The following is a 21,732-nucleotide window of genomic DNA, read 5'->3' as shown; positions in this document are numbered from 1 at the left end:
CCCCCACACCCCGATCCCCAATTAAAAACAACTGCCAAGCAAGCGCACGGCATGAGTTAGCACTTCCTCGGAGTAGCGCGCAAAACACAGCCGAATCGAATGGCTCTGTGTCTGATTAAGATAAAAGGCTTGACCAGGAAAAATAACAACACCTCGTTGCAGCGCACGTTGAAATAACGGCATAATTGGCTGATCAGCGGGCAGACTGAGCCAACTATAAAAACCGCCATCGGCAACCGTCGCGCTCACTGCTGGCGGCAAATAGCGTTGAATTGCGCTGAGCAGCGCATCGCGGCGTTGTTGATAGATGCTTGTGACCCATGCCACGTGTTCGTGATATTCACCAGCATGCAGATATTCGGCCAAAATTTGTTGGCTAAACGATTCGTTGCTGCCGCTCGTAATGGTTTTTAAACTGACTAGTTGCTGAAGCAACAAGCCATTGGCCACGATAAACCCAATCCGCAGCCCAGGCAATAACGATTTGGAATATGAGCCAATGTAAATCACACTTGAATCGAAGGCCCGCAAGGCTGGTTGGCTTGGGCCAGTCAGGCCTAAATCGCTATAAGTTGCATCTTCGATAATCGGAATCGCCTGCTGATTGGCCCAATTCAAAAATCGATAGCGTTGAGCACTGTTCCAGCGTGTGCCAGTTGGGTTATGAAAATCGGGCGTGACTAAAACGAAGCGTGGATGATTTGAACATTGGCCCAAGGCAGCTTCTAGGCTTGCCCAATTTGGGCCTTGCTGATCGATGCCAAAGCCAGTTAAGCGAATGCCTGCTTGCTGAAGATTGAGCAAAGTGGTATGAAACGATGGCTCTTCGATTAAGCCACTATCGCCAGCCACAGCCAAGGCTTGGGTTACCAAATTAATCGCTTCGTTCGCGCCATTGGTGATAATCAATTGCTCGGCACTGGTTTGAATGCCATGACGCGCCAGATCATGGGCGATAGCTTGACGTAACGGATATAAACCTTGCGGATGGGTATAATTCAAGGCGGCCTGTGGGTCGCGGCGGGCAATGCGTTGTTGCAACAGGGCAAAACGTTGGCTCGGAAACATATCTGGCGCAGGCACACCCAAGGCCAACGAAATCATGCCCTCGGCATGGTTCAAGCGCCACAATTCAGCAAGCAATTGATCGTTGCCCAGCGCTGGGGCGGTTAATGTGCTGGTTGCGGGCGCTTGTAGGGCTTGATCAAAAACCCCAACACAAATATAACTGCCACTGCCGTGCAACGTTTGAATAATGCCGCGTGCGCGTAATTCGTCAAACGCCGTCACCACCGTTGAGCGATGCAGATTAAGCTGCTCGGCCAATTGGCGCGATGAAGGCAAACGCTGCTCTGGCTGCAACTGGCCCGAACGCGCTAAGGCCGTCACATGATCGGCAATTTGCAAATATAAAGGTTTCGTTAGGTTGGGATTGAGCGGTATCGCGAGCATGAAATATCCTTATTGATCCACAAATTGATCCACGAAGAGCACAAAGTCTAGGAACCGCGAAGAGCGCGAAGGTCACGAAGGCTTCATTTTTGCCACGAATTGTCCGAAGAGAATAAGGCTCTAGGCTGTTGGCTATTGATCTAGGACGAGCAACCGATCCCCAGCCCCCAACGACGAGACCCCTTTTTTGCCACAGATTTATTTGATTATTCTCTCGTATAGAATAGATAGTTGAACGTGCCGAATTTAGCAGCTGGTTAATTTCATCCCTCATCCCTCATCCCTCATCCTTCATCCTTCATCCTTCGGTCGCTCTGCGCCGCTGCGTTAAATCCTCACCCCTCTCCATCTCCAACCCCTAGCCCCTCATCCTTTTTGCCTTCTGCCTTTTGACTTTTGACTTTGCTCTTCATCCCTCATACTTCATCCTTCATAATTTCTCGCTATGTTCTGCTGCAACGCTTTCCATGGCTTGCCATGCCAACTCCACATCGGCGGTGGTCGTGCGCCAATTCGAGAAGGCAGCGCGAATTGCTGGCTGGCCTGCATAGACCGTCGCGGTCATAAAAACCGCCCCTGTGGCGCGAACTGCATCAAGATAGGTTTGAATCTTTGCGCTATCGGGGTTGCCAGCCAAGCTAAAGCAGACCACATTCATGCGCACTGGTGCGACCAAACGCAGTAACTGCGAATCGCTGATGTAGTTGCCGAGCAGTTGCGCCAGCTCACAATCGCGCTCAACAATTTCTTGGTAGCCAGCCGAGCCATAGGCCATAAGCGTAAACCAAGCAGGCAACGAGCGCCAACGGCGGGAATTTTCTGGCGTGCGATGAAAAAAGCTAGGATTTTCGCCCATTGGGCCAAGATAGGCGGCGCTATTGTGAAACACTTCAACTTGCAAAGCTGCATGGCGGGTGAATTGCATCGCTGAATCATAGGGCACGTTGAGCCATTTGTGGGCATCAATTGTTAGCGAATCTGCATGCTCAATGCCCTGCACCAAATGGGCAAATTGCGGTGAACAGGCGGCAAATCCACCAAATGCTGCATCGACATGCAACCAAAAATTGAATTCCTGCTTAAGTGCAGCGATTGCGGCGATGTCATCAAAATCGACGCTGTTGACAGTGCCTGCATTGGCGACCACGATTGCTGGTTGGTTGCTTGGCAAGGCTGCTAATGCTTGACGTAATGCATCGATGTTCACTGCTTCGCGCTCCGGTAGCAGTTCAATCGTTTGGAGTTGCTGCCGACCCATCCCCAACATTGACATGGCTTTGTAGATGCTCGAATGCGCCGCACCGCTCAAGACGGGAATTGGCGCAAGCCCATAGAGGCCCATGCGCGCTACATCGTGATTGAGTTGCTTGGCCACCCATTGCCGCCCAATTGCCAAACCAACAAAATTGGCCATGGTCGCGCCCGAAACAAATGCACCGCTGAAGGTTGTGGGCAAGCCAAATAATTCGCGCAGCATACTGATGGCTTCGTTTTCAACCTGAATGGCTGCGGTTTCAGTCGTGCCGCTGGGATTTTGATCAAACGTGCTGACCAGCCAATCGCCAGCTAAGGCTGCTGGGGTTGCGCCACCAGTAACAAATCCCCAATAACGCGGGCCAGTGCTGCCAGTTAATGTGCTGCTGAAGCGGCTCAAAAAGTGTTCGAGCGTTTGTTCTGCGCCCAAGCCAGCGTTTGGTAATGCTTGAAGGTGCTTGGCTGGATAGGTTACACCAACTGGGCGCTGCGGTAAATTATGCAAAAATTGCTTGGCTGTGGCCAGCGTCTGCTCTAAAATCTGGTCGAGTTGGGCTGCATCGTTGGCTAACATTGGGTTCATTGGGCTACCTCAATTAATTCAGAACTAGCTTGAGCATAGCAAAGGCAGTTGGTCTGGTTAAGTACCAGTTTGCAGTGTTTAAGCAGACCACTTTTTGGCGCACGAAGCGCACGAAGAGGATGAGGCTATAGGCTATAGGCTTGTGGCTAGCGGAAAATCATTGGAATTGACAACAGGTGATGAGCACAGCACGGGATACCGATCCCCAGCCCCTGATCCCCGAAACTGCGAAGAATGTATTTTTTAGCCACGAATTGCACGAATTGCACGAATACGTATTTTTTAGCCACAGATTCCACAGATTTGTTTGATTATATTTCCTATAGCCAATAGCCCAAAGCCATCATTCCTCTGCGCCTCTGCGTTAAAACTGCATGTTTATAGTTTTGACGTTTGACGTTGGTATTTCATCCTTCATCCCTCATCCTTCATCCTTTTCGTTGGCCACAGATTGACACAGATTATGAGGATTATGTTTTTTCTATAGCCCTGACCCCTAGCCGCTGACCCCTTACCCCCAACCCCTACTCCTATGTTCTATGTTCTATGCTCTATGCTCTCTGTTCTTGACAATCACGCTTATGTTTTGTATAGTAATCATCGAAGCGTTTCGACTATACGTTTCGACTACACGCTTCGATAAGCTTTCGTAACCGCTACACGCGAGAACGGGGGGCATTGTGCCAACGATGGTCGATGTCGCAAAACGAGCCGGAGTTGCCCTCAGCACCGTCTCATACGCACTCAATGGAACGAGACCGATCTCAGAAGAAACCCGCCAGCGGATTTACGCCGCGATGGAGGAGCTTGGCTACAAGCCCCATGCCTTAGCTCGCGGTTTGGCCAGCAAACGCAGCAAAATTATCGCCTTGCTTTTTCCAACGCCTGAACGTGGCTTGGGCTTAACTGAGCTTGAGTTTGTGACCAGTGCCGCCGAGGCCGCTCGTAACAACGGCTACCACTTGGTGTTGTGGTCGTTGCCCACCGATTCCAGCGAGCTGCGCCAACTGCTGCAACAAGGCCTCGTCGATGGCGTGTTGGTGATGGAAGTGCATCTCAACGATCCACGAATTGAATTGCTCCGCGAACTTGAATTTCCCTTCAGCATGATTGGGCGCAGCGCCGATAGCACAGGCATGAGCTATGTTGATATTGATTTTGATCGCACAACCCAGCTTGCAGTGAATTACCTTGCTGAGCTTGGTCATCGCCAGATTGCGTTTATCAATCATTCGCAAGAAGCCTTTGAAGCTGGTTATGGCCCGACAGTGCGGGTTGCCCAACGCTTCGATGAGGCAATCGCGGCGGCTCAATTGCAGGGCGTGAGCACCTTTTGCCACGATTCAGTCAGTGCTGGCTACGAGATGTTCAATCAATTATTAACTGAACACCCTGGCTTGAGCGCGCTGATTGTGATGAACGAACGCGCTATGTCCGGCATTATTCAAGCGGTCAGCGAACGTGGCTGGAGTATTCCCGACGATATTTCGCTGATTTCGTTAGTCTCTTCGGCGCGCGTTGCCGAAATGACCTTGCCAACTCTAACAACCTTAGAACCACCAATCGCTGAGCTTGGCACATTAGGCGTTGATTTACTGATTCAACAGCTCGAAGCCCAAGATCGCGAGTTGCCCCAAGCCCTCTTGCCATGTCAATTAGTTGTGCGCAACAGTACCGGTCAAGCACGGCGCACAGAACGATAGTTCACCATTGCTCGCTCGTCGGCTGAAAATTAACAATGGCTATGGTAACGATCCCAAGGAGGACACAGATGTCCACATCGAAGTCAACGTTCCGACTCTCATTTATGCTACTCTTGGTATTACTCACCAGCATTCTGGCAGCATGTGGCTCAGAGAGCGCAACAACCGCCCCCAGCGGCAGCACCACCACCAGCAACGAGCCACGCACGATCAAGCTTTGGCACTACGAAGGTGCCAACAGCGCCATGGGTATTGCTTGGGCCGAATCGATTAAACAATTTCAAGCAGCAAACCCAGGTGTAACGATTCAGTTTGAAGAAAAAGGCTTCGAGCAAATTCGCCAAACCGCTGGCATGGTGCTCAACTCCAACGAAACCCCCGATATTTTGGAATATAACAAAGGCAATGCAACTGCTGGCTTGCTTTCAACCCAAGGCTTGCTGACCGACCTCTCAGATGTTGCGACCCAACGCGGTTGGGATAAATTGCTCAGCTCTAGCTTGCAAACCACCGCTCGCTACGACGATAAAGGCGTGATGGGCGCTGGCAAATGGTTTGGCGTGCCCAACTATGCAGAATATGTCATGGTTTATTACAACAAAGACATGTTTGCCAAAGCCAATTTGCAAGTGCCAACCACCTTTGCCGAATTCGAAGCAGTGATGGATGCCTTTGTCAAACAAGGCGTAACCCCGCTCTCAGTTGGTGGCGCTGAATATCCCGCCCAACAGATTTTCTATGAATTGGTCTTGAGCAAAGCCAACCGCGAATTCGTCAACGCCTTCCAACTTTATCAAGGCGATGTCGATTTCCGTGGCCCAGAATTTACGTATGGCGCTGAAAAAATGGCCGAATGGGTCAGCAAAGGCTATATCAGCAAAGATGCAACTGGCATCAAGGCCGAAGATATGGGCGTGGCCTTCACCAATGGCACCTTCCCAATCATGATTTCTGGCAGCTGGTGGTATGGTCGCTTCAGCGACGAAATCAAGGGCTTTGAATGGGGCACGTTCTTGTTCCCAGGCAACACCTTGCACCCCGGCTCAAGCGGCAACATCTGGGCCGTGCCAACCAATGCCAAAAACAAAGATCTGGTCTACGATTTCATCGACATCACGATGAGCCAAGAAATCCAGACCTTGTTGGGCAACTCTGGTGGCGTGCCAGTCAACGCCGATGTCAGCAAAATCACCAACGACAAGAACAAAGAATTAATCCAAAACTTCGATGCGATTTCCAAAGCCGATGGCTTGGCCTTCTACCCCGACTGGCCAGCTCCAGGCTACTACGACATCTTGGTGGCCAATATCCAAGAGTTGATCGATGGCACCAAAACTCCAAGCGAAATGCTTGATGCAATTGCCATCCCATACCAAGAACATCGCGCGACCTTAGGCAAGTAGGGAGTAGGGGCCAGCGGTTAGGGGCTAGGGGTCAGCAAATTAGTATTGAGCCTCATTTCTTGACCTTCAGCTCTGCTAACGAGGCAGCTATGGGTTTGTGGCTAGGATTTAGGGTAAAAGATAGCGATCCCGACCCCCGACCCCTAGCCCCCGATCCCTCATCAACATTCTAGCTACCAATCGAAAGGTTACGGCAATGATGCTTAAACGTTCAACAAACAGGGGCTACTGGTGGTTTTTGCTGCCCGGCTTGATTCTGTTTGTGCTGGTTATCGCCATTCCCTTCTTGATGAATATTGGCACAAGTTTCACCCATTGGCAGGGTGTTGGAACACCAAAATGGGCTGGGCTTGATAACTATGCCCGCTTGTTTCGTGATAGCACGTTTTGGGCATCATTCCGTAATAATTTGGCGATGCTGGTGGCCATGACGATTGTGCCGACGTTGCTAGGCTTACTGCTCGCCGCGGTGCTCTACGATTACATTACCAACAAATTTGGCTCGCGCACAGCCAGCTTTTTTCGCGCCGCTTTTTATCTGCCGCAAATTTTGCCGGTGGCAATTGCTGGCATCGTTTGGGCTTGGATTCTGCACCCAAATTATGGGGCGCTGAATGGCTTGCTCGAAACGCTGGGCCTCGAGAATTTGACCCGCAACTGGCTTGGCAATCGCCAAACTGCCTTGCCCAGCGTGATGGTGATTATGGTGTGGTTCCAGCTGGGCTATCCGCTGGTCATTTTTATGGCTGGCTTGCAGCGCATCGACCCCGAAATTTACGAGGCGGCGGTGCTTGATGGCGCAAGCTGGTTTGATCGTTTTCGCTATATCACGGTGCACTTAATTCGGCCTGAAATTTTTGTGGTGCTACTGACTACAACGATTGCCTCGCTCAAAGTTTTTGGCCAAATTTATGTGCTAACTCGCGGCGGCCCTGGTAGCTCTACCTTGGTTCCGTCCTACTTTGCCTACCAAAACTTCTTCGAGAAGGCCAATATTGGCTATGGCTCGGCAATTTCCACGGTTATGACGGTGATCATTATTGGGTTGACGATTTTCTTTATTCGTCGCCAATCAGCCGAGGAGCTTTAAGATGACCAGCCTTCCATTAAAATCAAGCTACAAAAAACCACACAAGGCTGGCATTGGACGCTTCTTTGTGCTGGCTGCGCTATTGATCGTGCTGCTGGTTGTGCTGTTGCCATTTGCCATCGTCATTATCAATGCCTTCAAAACACCAGAGGATTATGCAACCTACGGTCCATTAAGCTGGCCAACCGCATGGTCAATCGATGGCATCGTGGAGTTTTGGCAGCGGGTCGATTACAGCCAGAAGTTGCTCAATAGCCTGTTGATTAGCGCCAGCGTGGCGGTGATCGGCGTGCTGTTATCGCTGCTGAACGCTTTTGCCTTGGGCATTGGCCGCATTAAAGGCCGAATTTGGCTATTGATTCTGTTTATGGTTGCCAACACGCTGCCCCAAGAATCACTGGTCTATCCGTTGTACTACCTTTCCAAGGAATTCGACCTGTATAACACCCGCTTTGTGGTGATCTTGATTTTCTCGGTTATTCAGAGCGCCTTTGGCACCTATTTGCTTTCATCGGTGTTCAGCACCTTTCCCAAGGAAATGCTCGAAGCGGCGATGTTGGATGGCTGCAATAAACTGCAACTCCTGTTTAAGATCATCGTTCCTGTCAGCCGCCCAACGCTGGCGGTGCTCTTCACCTTCTTTTTCATCTGGACGTGGAACGAATTTTTCTTGCCGTTGATTTTGTTGATTAGCAATGATCGCCAAACTGTGCCGATTGCGGTCGGCGTGCTGCAAGGCCAACGCAATATGGAAGCCACTTTATCCAGCGCTTCGGCCTTATTAGGGATTCTGCCCTGCTTTATCTTCTTCCTGATCTTCCAACGCACCCTGACCAAAGGCATCGCCGCAGGTAGTGTGAAGTGATCAGAACATAGAGCATAGAACAGAGAACAGAGGTAATTTGGGGATTGGTTGGCGGGGGTTGGGGATCGGGCTGTTGGCTATTGGTCACAAGAACATAATCCTCATAATCTGTGCCAATCTGTGGCGAAAACAGTCTTCGTGCTCTTCGCACGCTTCGCGGTTCCGTCCTTCGTGTCCTTCGTGGATCAACATAAGGATTTAACAATGAAATTTACTGATGGTTATTGGATGATGCGTGAGGGCGTTAATGCCCTCTTCGCATCACAAGCCTACGATGGCCAAATTAACGATACAAGTCTGACGGTATACGCACCAGGCAAGCGGATCAACCATCGGGGCGATACCTTGAACTTGGGTACGATTACCGCCCGTTTTTCCTCGCCAATGCCCGATGTGATTCGGGTCAAACTAACGCATTTCGAAGGTCAACGCCCATTAGGCCCCAACTTCGCGATTGCCGAATCGGCTAATGAGAGCGTTAGCACCAGCGAAGATGAGCAAGAATTTCGCTTGACCAGTGGCAAATTGAGCGTACAAATTCCCAAAACTGGCGATTGGAGCATCAATTTTTGGGCTGAAAACCGCCGCGTAACCAGCAGTGGCCGCAAAGGTGTTGGCTACATTAGTATGGCTGGTGAAGGCGAGTTTATGCACGAGCAATTATCGCTCTGCGTTGGCGAACAAGTGTATGGCTTGGGCGAACGCTTCACCGCCTTCGTCAAAAACGGCCAATCGGTTGATGTTTGGAACCAAGATGGCGGCACTGGCAGCGAGCAAGCCTACAAAAATGTGCCATTCTACCTGACCAATCGTGGCTATGGCGTGTTCGTCAATCAGCCAGAAAATGTGGCCTTTGAAATTGCCTCGGAAAAAGTTTCGCGGGTGCAATTCAGCGTCCAAGGCCAAAGCCTCGAATATTTCGTGATCTATGGCCCAACGCCCAAGGACATTCTCGAAAAATTTACCGCCTTAACTGGCCGCCCAGCCTTGCCGCCAGCATGGTCGTTTGGCTTGTGGCTCACAACGTCGTTTACCACCTCGTATGATGAAGCAACCGTGACCAGCTTTATCCAAGGCATGGCCGACCGCGATTTGCACTTGCACGTCTTTCACTTCGATTGTTTTTGGATGCGCGAATTCCACTGGTGCGATCTGGAATGGGATTCACGCACCTTCCCCGATCCTGAAGGCATGCTCAAACGGCTCAAAGATCGCGGCCTGAAAATTTGTGTCTGGATCAATCCATACATTGCCCAGCGTTCGGCGCTATTCCGTGAAGGCATGGAGCATGGCTACTTGGTGAAAAAGCCCAATGGCGATGTTTGGCAATCGGATATGTGGCAATCGGGCATGGGCCTGGTCGATTTCACCAATCCTGATGCTTGCGCTTGGTATGCTGCCAAGCTCAAAGGCCTGCTCGATATAGGCGTTGATTGTTTCAAAACCGACTTTGGCGAGCGCATTCCAACCGATGTCGCCTACTTCGACGGCTCCGACCCACAGCGCATGCACAACTACTACACTCATCTCTACAACAAAGTTGTGTTTGATTTGTTGCAAACCGAACGCGGCCTCAATGATGCTGTGTTGTTTGCACGTTCGGCGACTGCTGGCGGCCAACAATTCCCTGTCCACTGGGGCGGCGATTGCGAATCGACCTTCGAATCGATGGCCGAAAGTTTGCGCGGCGGGTTATCGTTAGGGCTTTCGGGCTTTGGCTTCTGGAGCCACGATATTGGCGGCTTCGAGGGCCTGCCACCAGTTGAGGTTTATAAGCGCTGGATCGCTTTCGGCATGCTTTCATCACACAGCCGCTTGCATGGCAACCATACCTATCGTGTACCATGGATCTACGATGAAGAAGCCGTTGATGTGTTGCGCCACTTCACCAAACTTAAATCACGCTTGATGCCCTATCTCTACGGCGCTGCTGTGACCGCTTCCACGAGTGGGATTCCGGTGATGCGGGCCATGTTGCTGGAATTTCCTAACGATCCGACCTGCGATTATCTTGATCGCCAATACATGCTTGGTGATTCGTTGTTGGTTGCGCCAGTCTTTGCCTACGACAACACGGTGAGCTACTATGTGCCTGCTGGCCGCTGGACCCAAATTACCAATGGCGCGGTTGTCGAAGGCCCACGCTGGGTCAGTGAAACCCACGATATGCTGAGCTTGCCACTTTTGGCCCGCCCCAACAGCTTGATTGCAATTGGCAACAACAGCGAACGCCCAGATTACGATTATACCAACGGCGTGACCTTGAACCTGTATGAACTGGGCGATGGCCAAGCAGCCTATACCATGGTTCCCGCAATCAATGGCGATATTGCTGCCTCGTGGAGCGCGCGCCGCGATGGTGATACAATCAGCATCGTGCAAGAAGGTCAAGCCAGCGATTGGCAAATCGTTTTGGTTGGCATCCAACAGGTAGCGAGCGCAGATCAAGCCTTAGTCGAACAACACCCACTTGGCGTACAACTCACGGCACTTGGTCAGGCAACCAAGCTGGTCGTGAAGTTGCAGGGCTAGGAAGTTAGGGACTAGTAAGAACAGAGGGGAGAAAGGATGAAGGATGAAGGATGAGGGATGAATTAACGTTAAAAGGCAAAAGAGCAATAAGGCGATGGCAATAATTAATCTGAGCTAATCTGTGCAATCTGTGGCTAAAAAACTTAACCTTCGTGCTCTTCGTGTCCTTCGTGGTTTCATCCTTCGTGCTCTTCGTGAATCAAGATAAGGAATTAAATCATGACCCAGCATAAGTTTAGCTTCGGATTATGGACAGTCGGCAATGTCGGGCGCGATCCATTTGGCGAACCAGTGCGCAAAACCCTCTCACCAGTTGAGATTGTGCATCTCTTGGCCGAAGTTGGAGCGTGGGGTGTTAATTTTCACGATAACGATTTAGTGCCGATTGATGCCAGCGCCAGCCAAAAAGCCCAAATTGTGGCCGATTTCAAGCAAGCACTCAAGGATACTGGCTTGGTTGTGCCAATGGCAACCACCAATTTGTTTGGCCATGCAGCCTTCAAAGATGGCGCATTTACCAGCAACGATCCTGCTGTACGAGCCTATGCCTTGCAAAAAACGATGGCCGCGATGGATTTGGGCGCAGAGTTTGGCGCTAAAACCTACGTTTTTTGGGGTGGCCGCGAAGGCAGCGAAACCGATGCCTCGAAAAACTTGCTCGAAGGCTTGAAATGGTTCCGCGAAGCGCTCAACTTCTTGTGTGAATATAGCAACGCCCAAGGTTATGGCTATCGCTTTGCGTTGGAAGCCAAGCCCAACGAGCCACGTGGCGACATCTTTTTGCCCACCACCGGAGCCATGTTGGGTTTTATTCAGACCCTCGATCAACCAGAAATGGTTGGCGTAAACCCAGAAGTTGCCCACGAAACCATGGCTGGGTTGAACTTTACCCATGCTGTGGCGCAGGCGATTGATGCAGGCAAACTGTTCCATATCGACCTGAACGATCAAAATAGTGGGCGCTACGACCAAGATTATCGTTTTGGCGCGCAAAACTACAAACAAAGCTTTTTCTTGGTCAAATTGCTGCAAGATGCTGGCTACGATGGCCCATTGCACTTCGATGCTCACGCCTATCGCAGCGAAGATCTTGAGGGCGTTAAAGATTTTGCTCGTGGCTGTATGCGAACCTACGAAATCTTGGCCGAAAAAGTTAAGCGTTTCAACGCCGATGCCGAAATTCAAGCGCTCTTGGCCCAAATTAATGCGCCAAATGCTGAGGTTGAGCCATTCCGTGGCGCGTATACGCCAGAACGGGCTGCCGCGCTCAAAGCCTATCAATTCGATCGCCAAGCGCTTGGCGCACGCGGCCTCGGCTACGAAAAGCTCGATCAACTGACCTTCGAATTGTTGATGGGAGCCCGCTAGAAGGATGAATTATGAGGGATGAGGGATGAAATGCTGATGGCCAAGCGCAAAAATCAAAAGGCAGAAGGCAAAAGTCAAAAACTATGTTTCAAGTGCTTCGTGGATCAATACTTTGGAACCACGAAGCACTTGAGGCTTTGGGCTATTGGCTTTTAACGATAGAAATCTTTTATCCTTAATGTATTTTCTGTACTGGTTCATTGGATTAGCAACGAGGTACATGCCCTCACCCCCAGCCCCTCTCCCACTGAACGCGGGCGAGGGGAGCACTGATCTCATTGTTCTCCACAAATTATTGTTCCAATAGCCCAAAGCCTATAGCCTACAGCCAATAGCCATTCTATCCTCTGCGCCTCTGCGTTAAAAATACGATCCACGAAGGCTCGGAACCGCGAAGATCGCGAAGGGCTTAGCTCTAGGATGACCAACTGATCCCCAGCCCCTGACCGCTGACCCCCAAATGCTATGTTCTATGCTCTTTGCTCTATGTTCTCACTGCTACCCGCAAATTGCCAAGATATGCTATGCTAGGAGCTACATGTTGCTTGCAATGGGGCAAGCGACGAGCTATACAGCACACACGAGGTAGAACAAGCCATGATTGATTGGACCGAAAATTACGGTTTTTTGCTTAACGAACAGCACGATATGCTGCGTAAAACTGTGCGCGATTTTGCTGAAAAAGAAGTCGCCCCCTATATTCGCGAATGGGATCGCAAGGGCGCTGGTGACCATGCCGGAACCGCCGAGCACATGGTGCCAATTATCAAACGAATGGGCGAACTCGGTTTTCTCGGCGTGTGTTTACCCCAAAAATACGGCGGCGCAGGCTTCGACTATTTGGGCCTTGCAGTCGTTTGTGAAGAACTAGAGCGGGTCGATACATCGCTGCGGGTGATTCTCAGCGTGCATACTGGCCTCAACTCATTGGCAGTCTTCCAATGGGGCACTGAAGAACAAAAGCAAAAATATCTGGTGCCGCAAGCTACTGGCGCAAAAATTGCTGCCTATTGTCTGACCGAGCCAAACGCTGGCACCGACGTTGCAGGCATGCAATCGACCGCCGTGCTCGAAGGCGATCACTATATTCTCAATGGCGAAAAAACTTGGATTAGCCTCTCGGATTTGGCCGACCACTATTTGGTGGTTGCCTACACCGACAAAGCCAAAAAACAACGCGGCATGACCGCTTTTATCGTCGAACGTAGCTTTGAAGGCGTTTCAACGGTGCCAATTCATGGCAAGTTGGGCGTGCGAGCTGGCAACACTGGCAGCGTCATTTTTGAAAATGTACGCGTACCAGTTGCCAACCGCTTGGGCGAAGAAGGCGAAGGCTTCAAAATTGCCATGACCGCCTTGGATAACGGGCGCTACACCGTGGCAACCGGCGCAACTGGCTTGATCCAAGCTGCCTTAGAGGCTTCGGTCAAATATGCCAAAGAGCGCGAAACCTTCGGCGTGCCAATCGGCCAACACCAGTTGGTTAAGCGCATGATCAGCCATATGGTGCTGAAATTGGAAACCGCGCGCTTGTTGTGCTATCGCGCTGGCTGGCTCAAAAACCAAGGCGTTCGCAACACCCGCGAAACTACCTTGGCCAAATGGCACGCTACGGTTGAAAGCTTCAACTGCGCCAATGATGCAATTCAAATTCACGGTGCTTATGGCTTTAGCGATGAGTATCCTGTTGAACGCTACTTGCGCAACAGTCGCGGCGCGGTGATCTACGAAGGAACCCGCGAGCTTCAAGAGTTGTTGCAAGCAGATTTTGCGCTCTCAGAGCGCGAAAACAAGCCCTTACGCTGTGAGTTGCCAGCCTACGACGAAGAGGCTTGGAACGCTTAAACAGCGCTAGCCATCGGAGCGGAAACCACCGCGCACAAGGTTTTTAGGGCTTTGTTCGCGGTGGTTGTGTTTAAGGAGGAAGTATGTCGCGTTGGCTTATCCTGGTTGCGCTGATCGTTTCGAGCTTTTCGATTCCATTTATTCGCCAAGTTCAGCCTAATGTCGCCCCCAATGCTGTCCCTGCTGGATTTACCCAAACCGTCGTTGTTCCCGCTAGTAGCCTTGATGCGCCAACCGCGTTTACTTGGTTGCCATCAGGCGAAATGTTGATTACCCAACAGAATGGTCAATTATTAGGCTGGAACGGCACCAGCACGCGCACGGTGCTAAGCCTTGGCTCGCGGGTTTGCTACGATTTCGAGCGCGGTTTGTTAGGCATTGCGGTTGACCCGCAATTTACCAGCGGACGACCATATGTCTATGTCTACTATACCTTCAACAAATTTAACCAAACCCCCAACAGTTGCCCCCAACAGAGTGAAACGGTCAATCCAGTTAATCGGGTTTCCCGCTTTACCTGGAGCAATAATGTACTCGATCTAAGCTCAGAGTCGGTCTTGCTTGATAACATTACGTCATACAATGGCAATCACAATGCTGGCGATCTTGGCTTTGGCAAAGATGGCAAGCTCTATGTGAGCGTTGGCGATGGCGGCTGCGATTATCTCGATAGCGGCTGTGGTGGGGCCAACGATGCCTCACGTGAACGCCATACCTTGCTGGGCAAAATTTTGCGCATCAATGCCGACGGCACGATTCCTAGCGATAATCCATTTCTTGGCACTGGCACAGCCCGTTGTAATGCTGGCGCAGCTGCCAGCGGCACGATTTGCCAAGAAACCTGGGCTTGGGGCTTTCGCAATCCCTATCGCATGACCTTTGATCCAAATGCGCCTGGCGTACGCTTGTTTGTCAATGATGTTGGCCAAAACGTGCGCGAAGAAATTGACGAAGTTGTTGCAGGCAAGGATTATGGCTGGAATTGTCGTGAAGGTACGCGCGTCAATAATACCAGCGGCCCATGTTCGCCAACTCCTGCCAACATGATCGACCCAATTTATGAATATAGTCATGGCAACGCAGGTGCGCCATTTACCAACTGTAATTCGATTACTGGTGGCGCGTTTGTGCCTGCCAATACTTTCCCCAGCAATTACAGCGGCTATATGTTTGGCGATTATGTGTGTGGCAAAATTTTTATGATTTCAGCTCAAGCGCCGTATAGCTCAGTCATAACCTTCTCGGATAATCCTGGCTCAGTGACGCATATGGCGTTTGGCCCCAATGGTGCACAACAAGCCTTATATTATGCAACCTACGCTAATGGTGGCGAAATTCGCCGCATTAGCTACAATGGCGCAGCTGGCTTAAACTCAGCCTTTACTGCGAACCCCAGTTTTGGTGCTGCCCCATTAGCAGTAACCTTTAGCGCAACCACGCCAAGCAGCGGTGCAACCTACTTCTGGAATTTTGGCAATGGCACGACGCGCCAAACCAGCACTGCCAGCACATCTTACACCTATCCAACTAACGGTACGTACACTGCAACCTTGTATCTGCGCGGTAGCAATGGCGATATATCGAGCGTCAGCCAAAGCGTTGTGCGGGTTGGTGCAAGCGCACCAGTGGCCAGCATCACTCAACCAAGCCCGAGCGCACTCTTCGCGGTTGGCCAAAGCATTCAGGTACGTGGCCAAGCAAGCGATGCGGAACAAGGCCAATTGCCAGCAAGTGCCTTATCGTGGAAAGTGATTTTGCATCACGATACCCACACCCACCCCTTTTTGACCCAGCCAACGACCAATAGCTTTAGCTTTACCGCGCCAGCGCCGGAAGATTTGCTGGCCGCCAGCAACAGCTACTTGGAGCTAGAGCTAACCGCGACCGATAATAGCGGCTTGAGCCATGTCGTTACCCAAACGCTCCAACCACGCAAAGTTAATGTAACCTTGGCTTCAACGCCGAATGCTAACGCCAACTTCGTGGTCAACAACGACCCAATCGAGGCCGATGCTGCGTTTGTTTCATGGCAGGGCTATGTGTTACAAGTAACTGCGCCAGTGTATACCGATAACAATCGCTGGTGGCGGTTTGTGCGCTGGAGCGATAATAACACCAGCAATCCACGCAGCTTTACAACTCCTGCCAGCGCCACAACCTACACCGCAGTCTATGAAGAATTTATGCCAGAGCAGGTCTACTTGCCAGTTGTGCGCAAGTAGCCTCTTGGACAGCCAGTGTTGGGAATCGGGAGTGGTCATCGGAATCTAAACCTCAAATCATTTGCGCCCTTTGATCGAGCTGATCAAAGGGCGTTGGCTTGCTCCACGCCAAAAGGTGTAGTGCTTGGCAATCGACCCATAATCAGGCTCATGCTGGCTACATATGCAAGATACACCTTTTGCGGGCTGCCGATCATGGCCTGAGCCAACTATAGTGTGGCTAGTTTCAACCAGAGGAGCTAGCAATGCACGATCAATCATCATCACCTTGGCTCGGTCGCTTTCTCAGTATTTGGCTGGGCCAAGTTTGTTCATTAATTGGCAGTCAATTGGTTCAATTCGCGCTTATTTGGAATTTGACCCTGCGCACTGGTTCGGCCACAACCTTGGCATTTGCCTCATTAATGGCCATGCTGCCAGCGGTTCTGCTCTCGCCATTTATTGGCACATGGGTCGACCGCATGAATCGCCAAGTGATTATGCTGGTGGCAGATGCCTGCTCGATGCTGGTGACGATTGGCTTGGCATTGCTCTTCTGGCAAGGCTCGGATGCAATTTGGCAAATTTATGCTGCCTTATTGCTGCGCTCAGTCTGTGAGCGTTTCCACGCCACGGCCATGGGTGCTTCAACGGTGTTGTTGGTGCCAAAAACCCATTTAGCCCGCGTTCAAGGCCTAAACCAAGCCTTAAATGGCGGCATGAACATTGTCGCTGCTCCGTTGGGAGCTTGGCTGGTTGCCACATTTCCCTTGCAAGCGGTCTTGTCAATTGACATAATTACGGCATTGTTGGCCATTTTGCCCTTGTTGTTTGTGCGCATTCCTCAGCCGCAACGCGATGCCAACCGCACTGTCACTTTTTGGCAAGATATGCGCGAAGGCTTCGCCTATGTGATTGGCTGGCGTGGCTTGTTGATTAGCTTGATTATGGTCAGCGTGATCAATTTGGTTATCACGCCAGTTGGTTCGTTGTTGCCACTCTTGGTCACCAAAATTTTTGGCGGCGGAGCCAGCGAGTTGGGCTGGATGGAAGCAGCACTCTCGATTGGAATTATTCTTGGAGGCGTTTTGCTCAGTGTGTGGGGTGGCTTCAAACGCCGCATCGTCACTGCGTTGTTTGGGCTTGTGCTGCTTGGAGCATTTACGCTCTTCTTGGGCATCATGCCAAGCTCATTGATTTGGGGCGCAATTGTGATGAACGGCTTGGTTGGCTTGAGCTTGCCCATTGTCAATGGCTCGTTTGGCGCGATGATCCAAGGCGTAATTGCCCCCGAATTGCAGGGTCGGGTCTTTTCCTTGGTGGGAAGTTTTGCTACAGCCATGGCTCCAATTGGTTTATTGCTCGCTGGGCCAATCGCTGATGCTTTTGGGCTACGCATTTGGTACATTCTTGGCGGAGTTGTCACAATTGCAATGGGGGTTTTGGGCTTTGGTTTGCGCTCAGTTATGACCATGGAAAGCCATCAAGCCCAAGAAGCAACTATCAATGAGCCAAGCCTCAATCAAGCTCCAGCAGAAGCATTGTAATGTTGAGGAAGAGGGGGTTGGGGATCGGGGATCGGGAAATGGGAGCGCGAAGAGCACGAAGCGGCGAGGGGTCAGGAAGTTTTAACGCAGCGGCGCAGAGGAAGTGAGGCTCTAGGCTTTTGGCTATCGGTAAATCATTAGGGTTGGCTAAGAATTTGGGGATTGAAAAAATAACAGATCCCCAGCCCCTGACCCCCGATCCCTAACCCGAAACCGCCAAGAGCGCAAAGAGCACGAATGTTGGGGATCAAGGAAGCTTAACAATAATCCAGCAAACAAATATTTGGGGGTGCAGGGGGCTGAAAACCCCCTGCGTTTCCCGCTGGCGGGACGGAAGGGTGGCAAAAATTATTTGATCAGCTGCAAATCTTTATCCCGCAAGCCAACCAAGGCCAGCTCGCCAGCAGCGTTAACTCGAAATTCAGCATACTTGCCAGCAGTAAAGCGCTCGCCAGTCCCTTCTTCAAAGAAAAACGATTCGCCTGCAATCTGCACATCATAGCCATTCGAGCGATATTTAAGCCGCTGTTGGTTGGCGGCCAAGGGTTGCTCACCATATTCAAAATGGCTGAATCTGCCAATGTTTTGCTCATCAAGCGTAATCACCAAGATGCCACGTGGCGAATACGCTTGATCATACGAGCGCGGAAATGTTTCGTAGTTCAAGCGCATATAATCGCCTTGTAACAGCGAACGTGGATCAACAGGCGCTAATTCGAGATAGACCACCCGCCCTGTATTGATAATTTCTTCGCGTTGTACGACGCTATAATTGACTAAACCGAGACATGCAACCAAGCTAAGAATAATTAATCCAATCCGAATACTCATAATGCTTCCTTTTGATTTAATTTGAGCACCACGCCGCGAATTGCCAATAACGTTAAGCCACTAGTAAATAAGATGATTGATTTGTAAAGCAACGAGATATTAAGATTGTAATAATACAAGCTCAATGCACTAATCAATGCTAAACAGCCAACCCCAAACATAACCCAATAACCGCGCCAATAGCTGAGCACCAATATCAGTAAGGCAATAATAATTGCTGGCGTGTTGAATCCAATGAAGGCGCTAAACAACAAGCCAATGCCAATGCAGCCAAGTTCAATTGGGTTTAACCGATACGTAAATTCATTAATAATCATCCAGATGCTGATGCCTAAGCAGATAATACCTACCAGCGCTGGCAGCATGAAAAAATTACTTCGTAACGCGAGGCCATCCCAAACAGCATTGGTCAATAAGCTTGATGCGCCCATAAATAGCAATATGCCATAGCTTATTGGCGCAGCACTTGCCCAAAGCTGATCGGCGTGAATTTTTGGGTCGAGCCATAGCAAGAACGAAAACATGATAATTAAGCAACTCAACAGCAAATAAATATAATTAAAATTTTCGCTCCACCGACTAAGATCACCAACAATTACATGGATGGCAGTGATAATTGCTAACGTCGAAATCAAGCGTTGAATGAAATCGCGTTGCACTGCAAACAGGACGATTTCGAGCACAATTACGCCAAGCGCCGATCCAATTAGCGATCCATCAACTATCTCTGCCCAGCCAATAACTGCCAAAATTTGGCCCGTAATGCTGGAAGCAAGTGCAAGTTGATGGACAAAGGTCGATGACTGCCTGACTTGATGCAAGCCAACCGCGACTGCGCACAGAATCAAGCCAACAATCAGTGCTCCAACTTCATTACTGATAATCCGTGTAATCAGCAAAAAGCCAATAAACAGCAATGCTGCAAACCATGCACCAATGCCGGCAAAAATTCGCATATACCACGGATATTCGCTTGGCGGTTGGGCGGCGGGCACAAAGCTTGGCGGCTCAAGCTCAAGGTCAGCAAATAATTGGCGAATACTATAGGATGGAGCGTTCATGCATGGCCTCCTTGCAGTTGCTGCCGTTGGCGTACCCAGATAATCGAGCCGATTGTTTGCCCCAGAATGATCATGCCTACGATTAAGAAACTGACGGCAAAATCATCGGAGAGCCATTCGATCAGCCAACGATCAACAAAGAACCAGACTGTGCCAATGCTCGCCAAGGCAAGTAGCCCATCAAACTTAATAAAATAGTGGTAGGCACTCATTGCAGCTATAACCACAACTGCCAAAATATAGGGCAAGAGCAAGTTGTTGCTTGGTTCATTTCCATAGCGCCAGAAATAGAGTTCGCTAAAGTTGAGGCTGATCAGTAGCGTCACCCAGAGTAAGCCTAGCCCAAGCACTCGATGAAACCAATTCGTTTGGAGCCAAGCAAGCTTGCGTTGGCGCAAAAATTCAACCACAGCAAAACTTAATCCATTGAAGATGAGTAATGGCAATAGCTCGTTATAGTCGCGATAGCTGCCCGTTTGCTCGTAGTAAAGCAGAATTGTGGTGTTGCACAATGCCCACCACAGCAGCCATAACGGGGCGAAATTACCAGCAATTGCAAAGCCCGTTATGACCAAGGCCCAATTCAAAAAGAGGGTGTAGGCATCAGCTCCGGTTTGGTAGATTTGGCCAAACAGCGCCATGAGTGCGCCAACCAAACACGCACTGACGGTCAGCAAAATCTTGCCTTCGATGCGCTCAAGCCCATACCACAAGGCGGCAACAGTGCTAATCAGCAAGCCGCCTTGCACTAAACCAAGCTTGACAAAGCGATGCATCGTTTGCCAATTAAAGGCAAAGAAGAAAAAGACACCGCAGACGGCGAGGCCCGCCCCAAGCACCAACAACATCAGATTCAGAAATTTGACCCACGCTTGAGCATTGGGCGTAAACCCGCTAAGCTGTAAAGCTCGTTGCATCAGCGAACGATCGATAATGCCTTGATTGACGTAATGTTGAATTGATTCACGGGTAGGGGCTTGATCCAGCGGATCAGGAAGTTCAAGCATAGCAGCCTTTCTTTCTATCACTCTACCGAGGTGTTCAGCATATTCTAGGCCCACAGAGCTACTATCGAATGTAACCAAAGATACAGTTGTGGGATGATTCGGGTGCTGTAAGAACTGCCAAAACCAGCAACCATTGGCAGTTTGAAGCGTTGCGTATTGGCTTACCATGGACTATGATGTGACTACCTCTCCGTGTACACCAGCACTTGCCATTTTACAGGAGCACCTGCATGTCGAAGATTCTTTCCATCCACTCGTTTCGGGGTGGCACGGGTAAATCAAACACAACTGCGAATCTCGCCAGCTTGATTGCCGCGACTGGGCGGCGGGTTGGCGTTATCGATACTGATATTATGTCGCCCGGCATTCACGTGCTCTTTGGCATGGACGATGCCAGCATGAAATATTCGCTCAACGATTATTTGTGGGGCAAATGCGAAATCAAGCAAGCAGCCTACGATGTTAGCTCCAAGGTAAAGGGCTTGACCGCAGGCCAAATTTTTCTAATTCCTTCGAGCATTAAGGCTGGCGAAATTGCTCGCGTGCTGCGCGAAGGCTACGATGTGGGCTTGCTCAACGATGGCTTTCATCGCTTGGTCGATGAGCTGAAGCTCGATGTGTTGTTGATCGATACTCACCCTGGTTTGAATGAAGAAACCTTACTCTCAATTGCGATCTCTGATGCATTAATTATTATTTTGCGCCCAGACGCGCAAGATTATCAAGGCACTGGGGTGACGGTCGATGTGGCGCATAAATTGGATGTGCCACAGCTCTTTTTATTGGTCAATAAAGTGCCAACCTCATTCAACTTTGCCGAGGTCAAGGCGCGAGTCGAAAAAACCTACAATGCCGAGGTTGCCGCCGTCTTGCCACACTCCGATGAGATGATGACGCTTGCAAGCTCCGGCATTTTTGTGTTGCAATATCCCGACCATCCATTAAGCCAATCGTTACGCGCGGTCGCCAATCGCTTAGTCTAATTGTGGA

General features: G+C 50.4%; 15 protein-coding genes. 10 read left to right on the top strand and 5 right to left on the bottom strand.

Annotation, left to right across the window (positions count from 1 at the left end; all coding sequences use genetic code 11):
- Positions 1-21: 21 nt before the first annotated feature.
- Both pdxR and C5S61_RS16775 read right to left on the bottom strand, forming a co-directional pair.
- Positions 22-1,452: a MocR-like pyridoxine biosynthesis transcription factor PdxR gene (gene pdxR, locus C5S61_RS16780; RefSeq protein ID WP_110516673.1), complete on the bottom strand. Its 1,431-nt coding sequence runs from the start codon at positions 1,450-1,452 to the stop codon at positions 22-24.
- A 430-nt stretch (positions 1,453-1,882) separates the two neighbouring features.
- Positions 1,883-3,289 (bottom strand): pyridoxal phosphate-dependent decarboxylase family protein, encoded by a 1,407-nt coding sequence (locus tag C5S61_RS16775; RefSeq protein WP_110516671.1) that lies wholly within the window; start codon positions 3,287-3,289, stop codon positions 1,883-1,885.
- Positions 3,290-3,978: 689 nt separating this feature from the next.
- On the opposite strand from C5S61_RS16775, the gene C5S61_RS16770 reads away from it, so the two are divergent.
- The 9 genes from C5S61_RS16770 (at position 3,979) to C5S61_RS16725 (ending at position 17,843) form a co-directional block, all read left to right on the top strand.
- Positions 3,979-4,992, top strand: coding sequence for a LacI family DNA-binding transcriptional regulator (locus C5S61_RS16770; RefSeq protein WP_124033449.1), 1,014 nt, complete (start codon positions 3,979-3,981; stop codon positions 4,990-4,992).
- A gap of 68 nt (positions 4,993-5,060) precedes the next feature.
- Positions 5,061-6,395 (top strand): extracellular solute-binding protein, encoded by a 1,335-nt coding sequence (locus C5S61_RS16765; RefSeq protein WP_110516667.1) that lies wholly within the window; start codon positions 5,061-5,063, stop codon positions 6,393-6,395.
- Positions 6,396-6,591: 196 nt separating this feature from the next.
- Positions 6,592-7,485: a carbohydrate ABC transporter permease gene (locus tag C5S61_RS16760; protein WP_110516665.1), complete on the top strand. Its 894-nt coding sequence runs from the start codon at positions 6,592-6,594 to the stop codon at positions 7,483-7,485.
- Position 7,486: 1 nt separating this feature from the next.
- Positions 7,487-8,350 (top strand): carbohydrate ABC transporter permease, encoded by an 864-nt coding sequence (locus C5S61_RS16755; RefSeq protein ID WP_110516663.1) that lies wholly within the window; start codon positions 7,487-7,489, stop codon positions 8,348-8,350.
- A gap of 204 nt (positions 8,351-8,554) precedes the next feature.
- Positions 8,555-10,882 carry an alpha-xylosidase gene (gene yicI, locus C5S61_RS16750; RefSeq protein WP_110516661.1) on the top strand — a complete coding sequence of 776 codons (2,328 nt, stop codon included), beginning with the start codon at positions 8,555-8,557 and terminating at the stop codon, positions 10,880-10,882.
- Positions 10,883-11,101: 219 nt separating this feature from the next.
- Positions 11,102-12,250: a xylose isomerase gene (gene xylA, locus C5S61_RS16745; RefSeq protein WP_110516659.1), complete on the top strand. Its 1,149-nt coding sequence runs from the start codon at positions 11,102-11,104 to the stop codon at positions 12,248-12,250.
- 597 nt (positions 12,251-12,847) lie between these two features.
- Positions 12,848-14,095 carry an acyl-CoA dehydrogenase family protein gene (locus tag C5S61_RS16740; RefSeq protein WP_110516655.1) on the top strand — a complete coding sequence of 416 codons (1,248 nt, stop codon included), beginning with the start codon at positions 12,848-12,850 and terminating at the stop codon, positions 14,093-14,095.
- Between the two features lie 83 nt (positions 14,096-14,178).
- A complete protein-coding gene (locus C5S61_RS16735) occupies positions 14,179-16,317 on the top strand; it encodes a PQQ-dependent sugar dehydrogenase (protein WP_110516653.1) in 2,139 nt (712 codons plus the stop codon).
- A gap of 245 nt (positions 16,318-16,562) precedes the next feature.
- The gene (locus C5S61_RS16725; RefSeq protein ID WP_110516649.1) at positions 16,563-17,843 is read left to right on the top strand and encodes an MFS transporter; all 1,281 of its coding nucleotides are present in this window, start codon (positions 16,563-16,565) and stop codon (positions 17,841-17,843) included.
- Between the two features lie 348 nt (positions 17,844-18,191).
- Here C5S61_RS16725 and C5S61_RS16720 read toward each other — a convergent pair whose 3' ends face one another.
- From C5S61_RS16720 to C5S61_RS16710, 3 genes are read right to left on the bottom strand one after another with little or no spacing between them, the layout of a single operon-like run.
- Positions 18,192-18,674 (bottom strand): GDYXXLXY domain-containing protein, encoded by a 483-nt coding sequence (locus tag C5S61_RS16720; RefSeq protein WP_110516647.1) that lies wholly within the window; start codon positions 18,672-18,674, stop codon positions 18,192-18,194.
- Complete coding sequence (locus tag C5S61_RS16715; protein ID WP_110516645.1) at positions 18,671-19,735, bottom strand: DUF4401 domain-containing protein; 1,065 nt, start codon at positions 19,733-19,735, stop codon at positions 18,671-18,673. Before C5S61_RS16715 ends, C5S61_RS16720 begins: the two co-directional genes overlap by 4 nt.
- Positions 19,732-20,742, bottom strand: coding sequence for a DUF2157 domain-containing protein (locus C5S61_RS16710; protein ID WP_164689566.1), 1,011 nt, complete (start codon positions 20,740-20,742; stop codon positions 19,732-19,734). The genes C5S61_RS16715 and C5S61_RS16710 overlap by 4 nt, the downstream gene beginning before the upstream one ends.
- 230 nt (positions 20,743-20,972) lie before the next feature.
- Between C5S61_RS16710 and C5S61_RS16705 the strand changes: the two genes are divergently transcribed.
- Positions 20,973-21,725, top strand: coding sequence for a MinD/ParA family ATP-binding protein (locus C5S61_RS16705; RefSeq protein ID WP_110516641.1), 753 nt, complete (start codon positions 20,973-20,975; stop codon positions 21,723-21,725).
- Positions 21,726-21,732 lie beyond the last annotated feature (7 nt).

Origin of the sequence: Herpetosiphon llansteffanensis (genome assembly GCF_003205875.1) — a bacterium.
Lineage (GTDB): Bacteria > Chloroflexota > Chloroflexia > Chloroflexales > Herpetosiphonaceae > Herpetosiphon > Herpetosiphon llansteffanensis.
The sequence above is the reverse complement of the archived record's forward strand: the minus strand, read 5'-3'. Positions and strand labels throughout refer to the sequence as shown.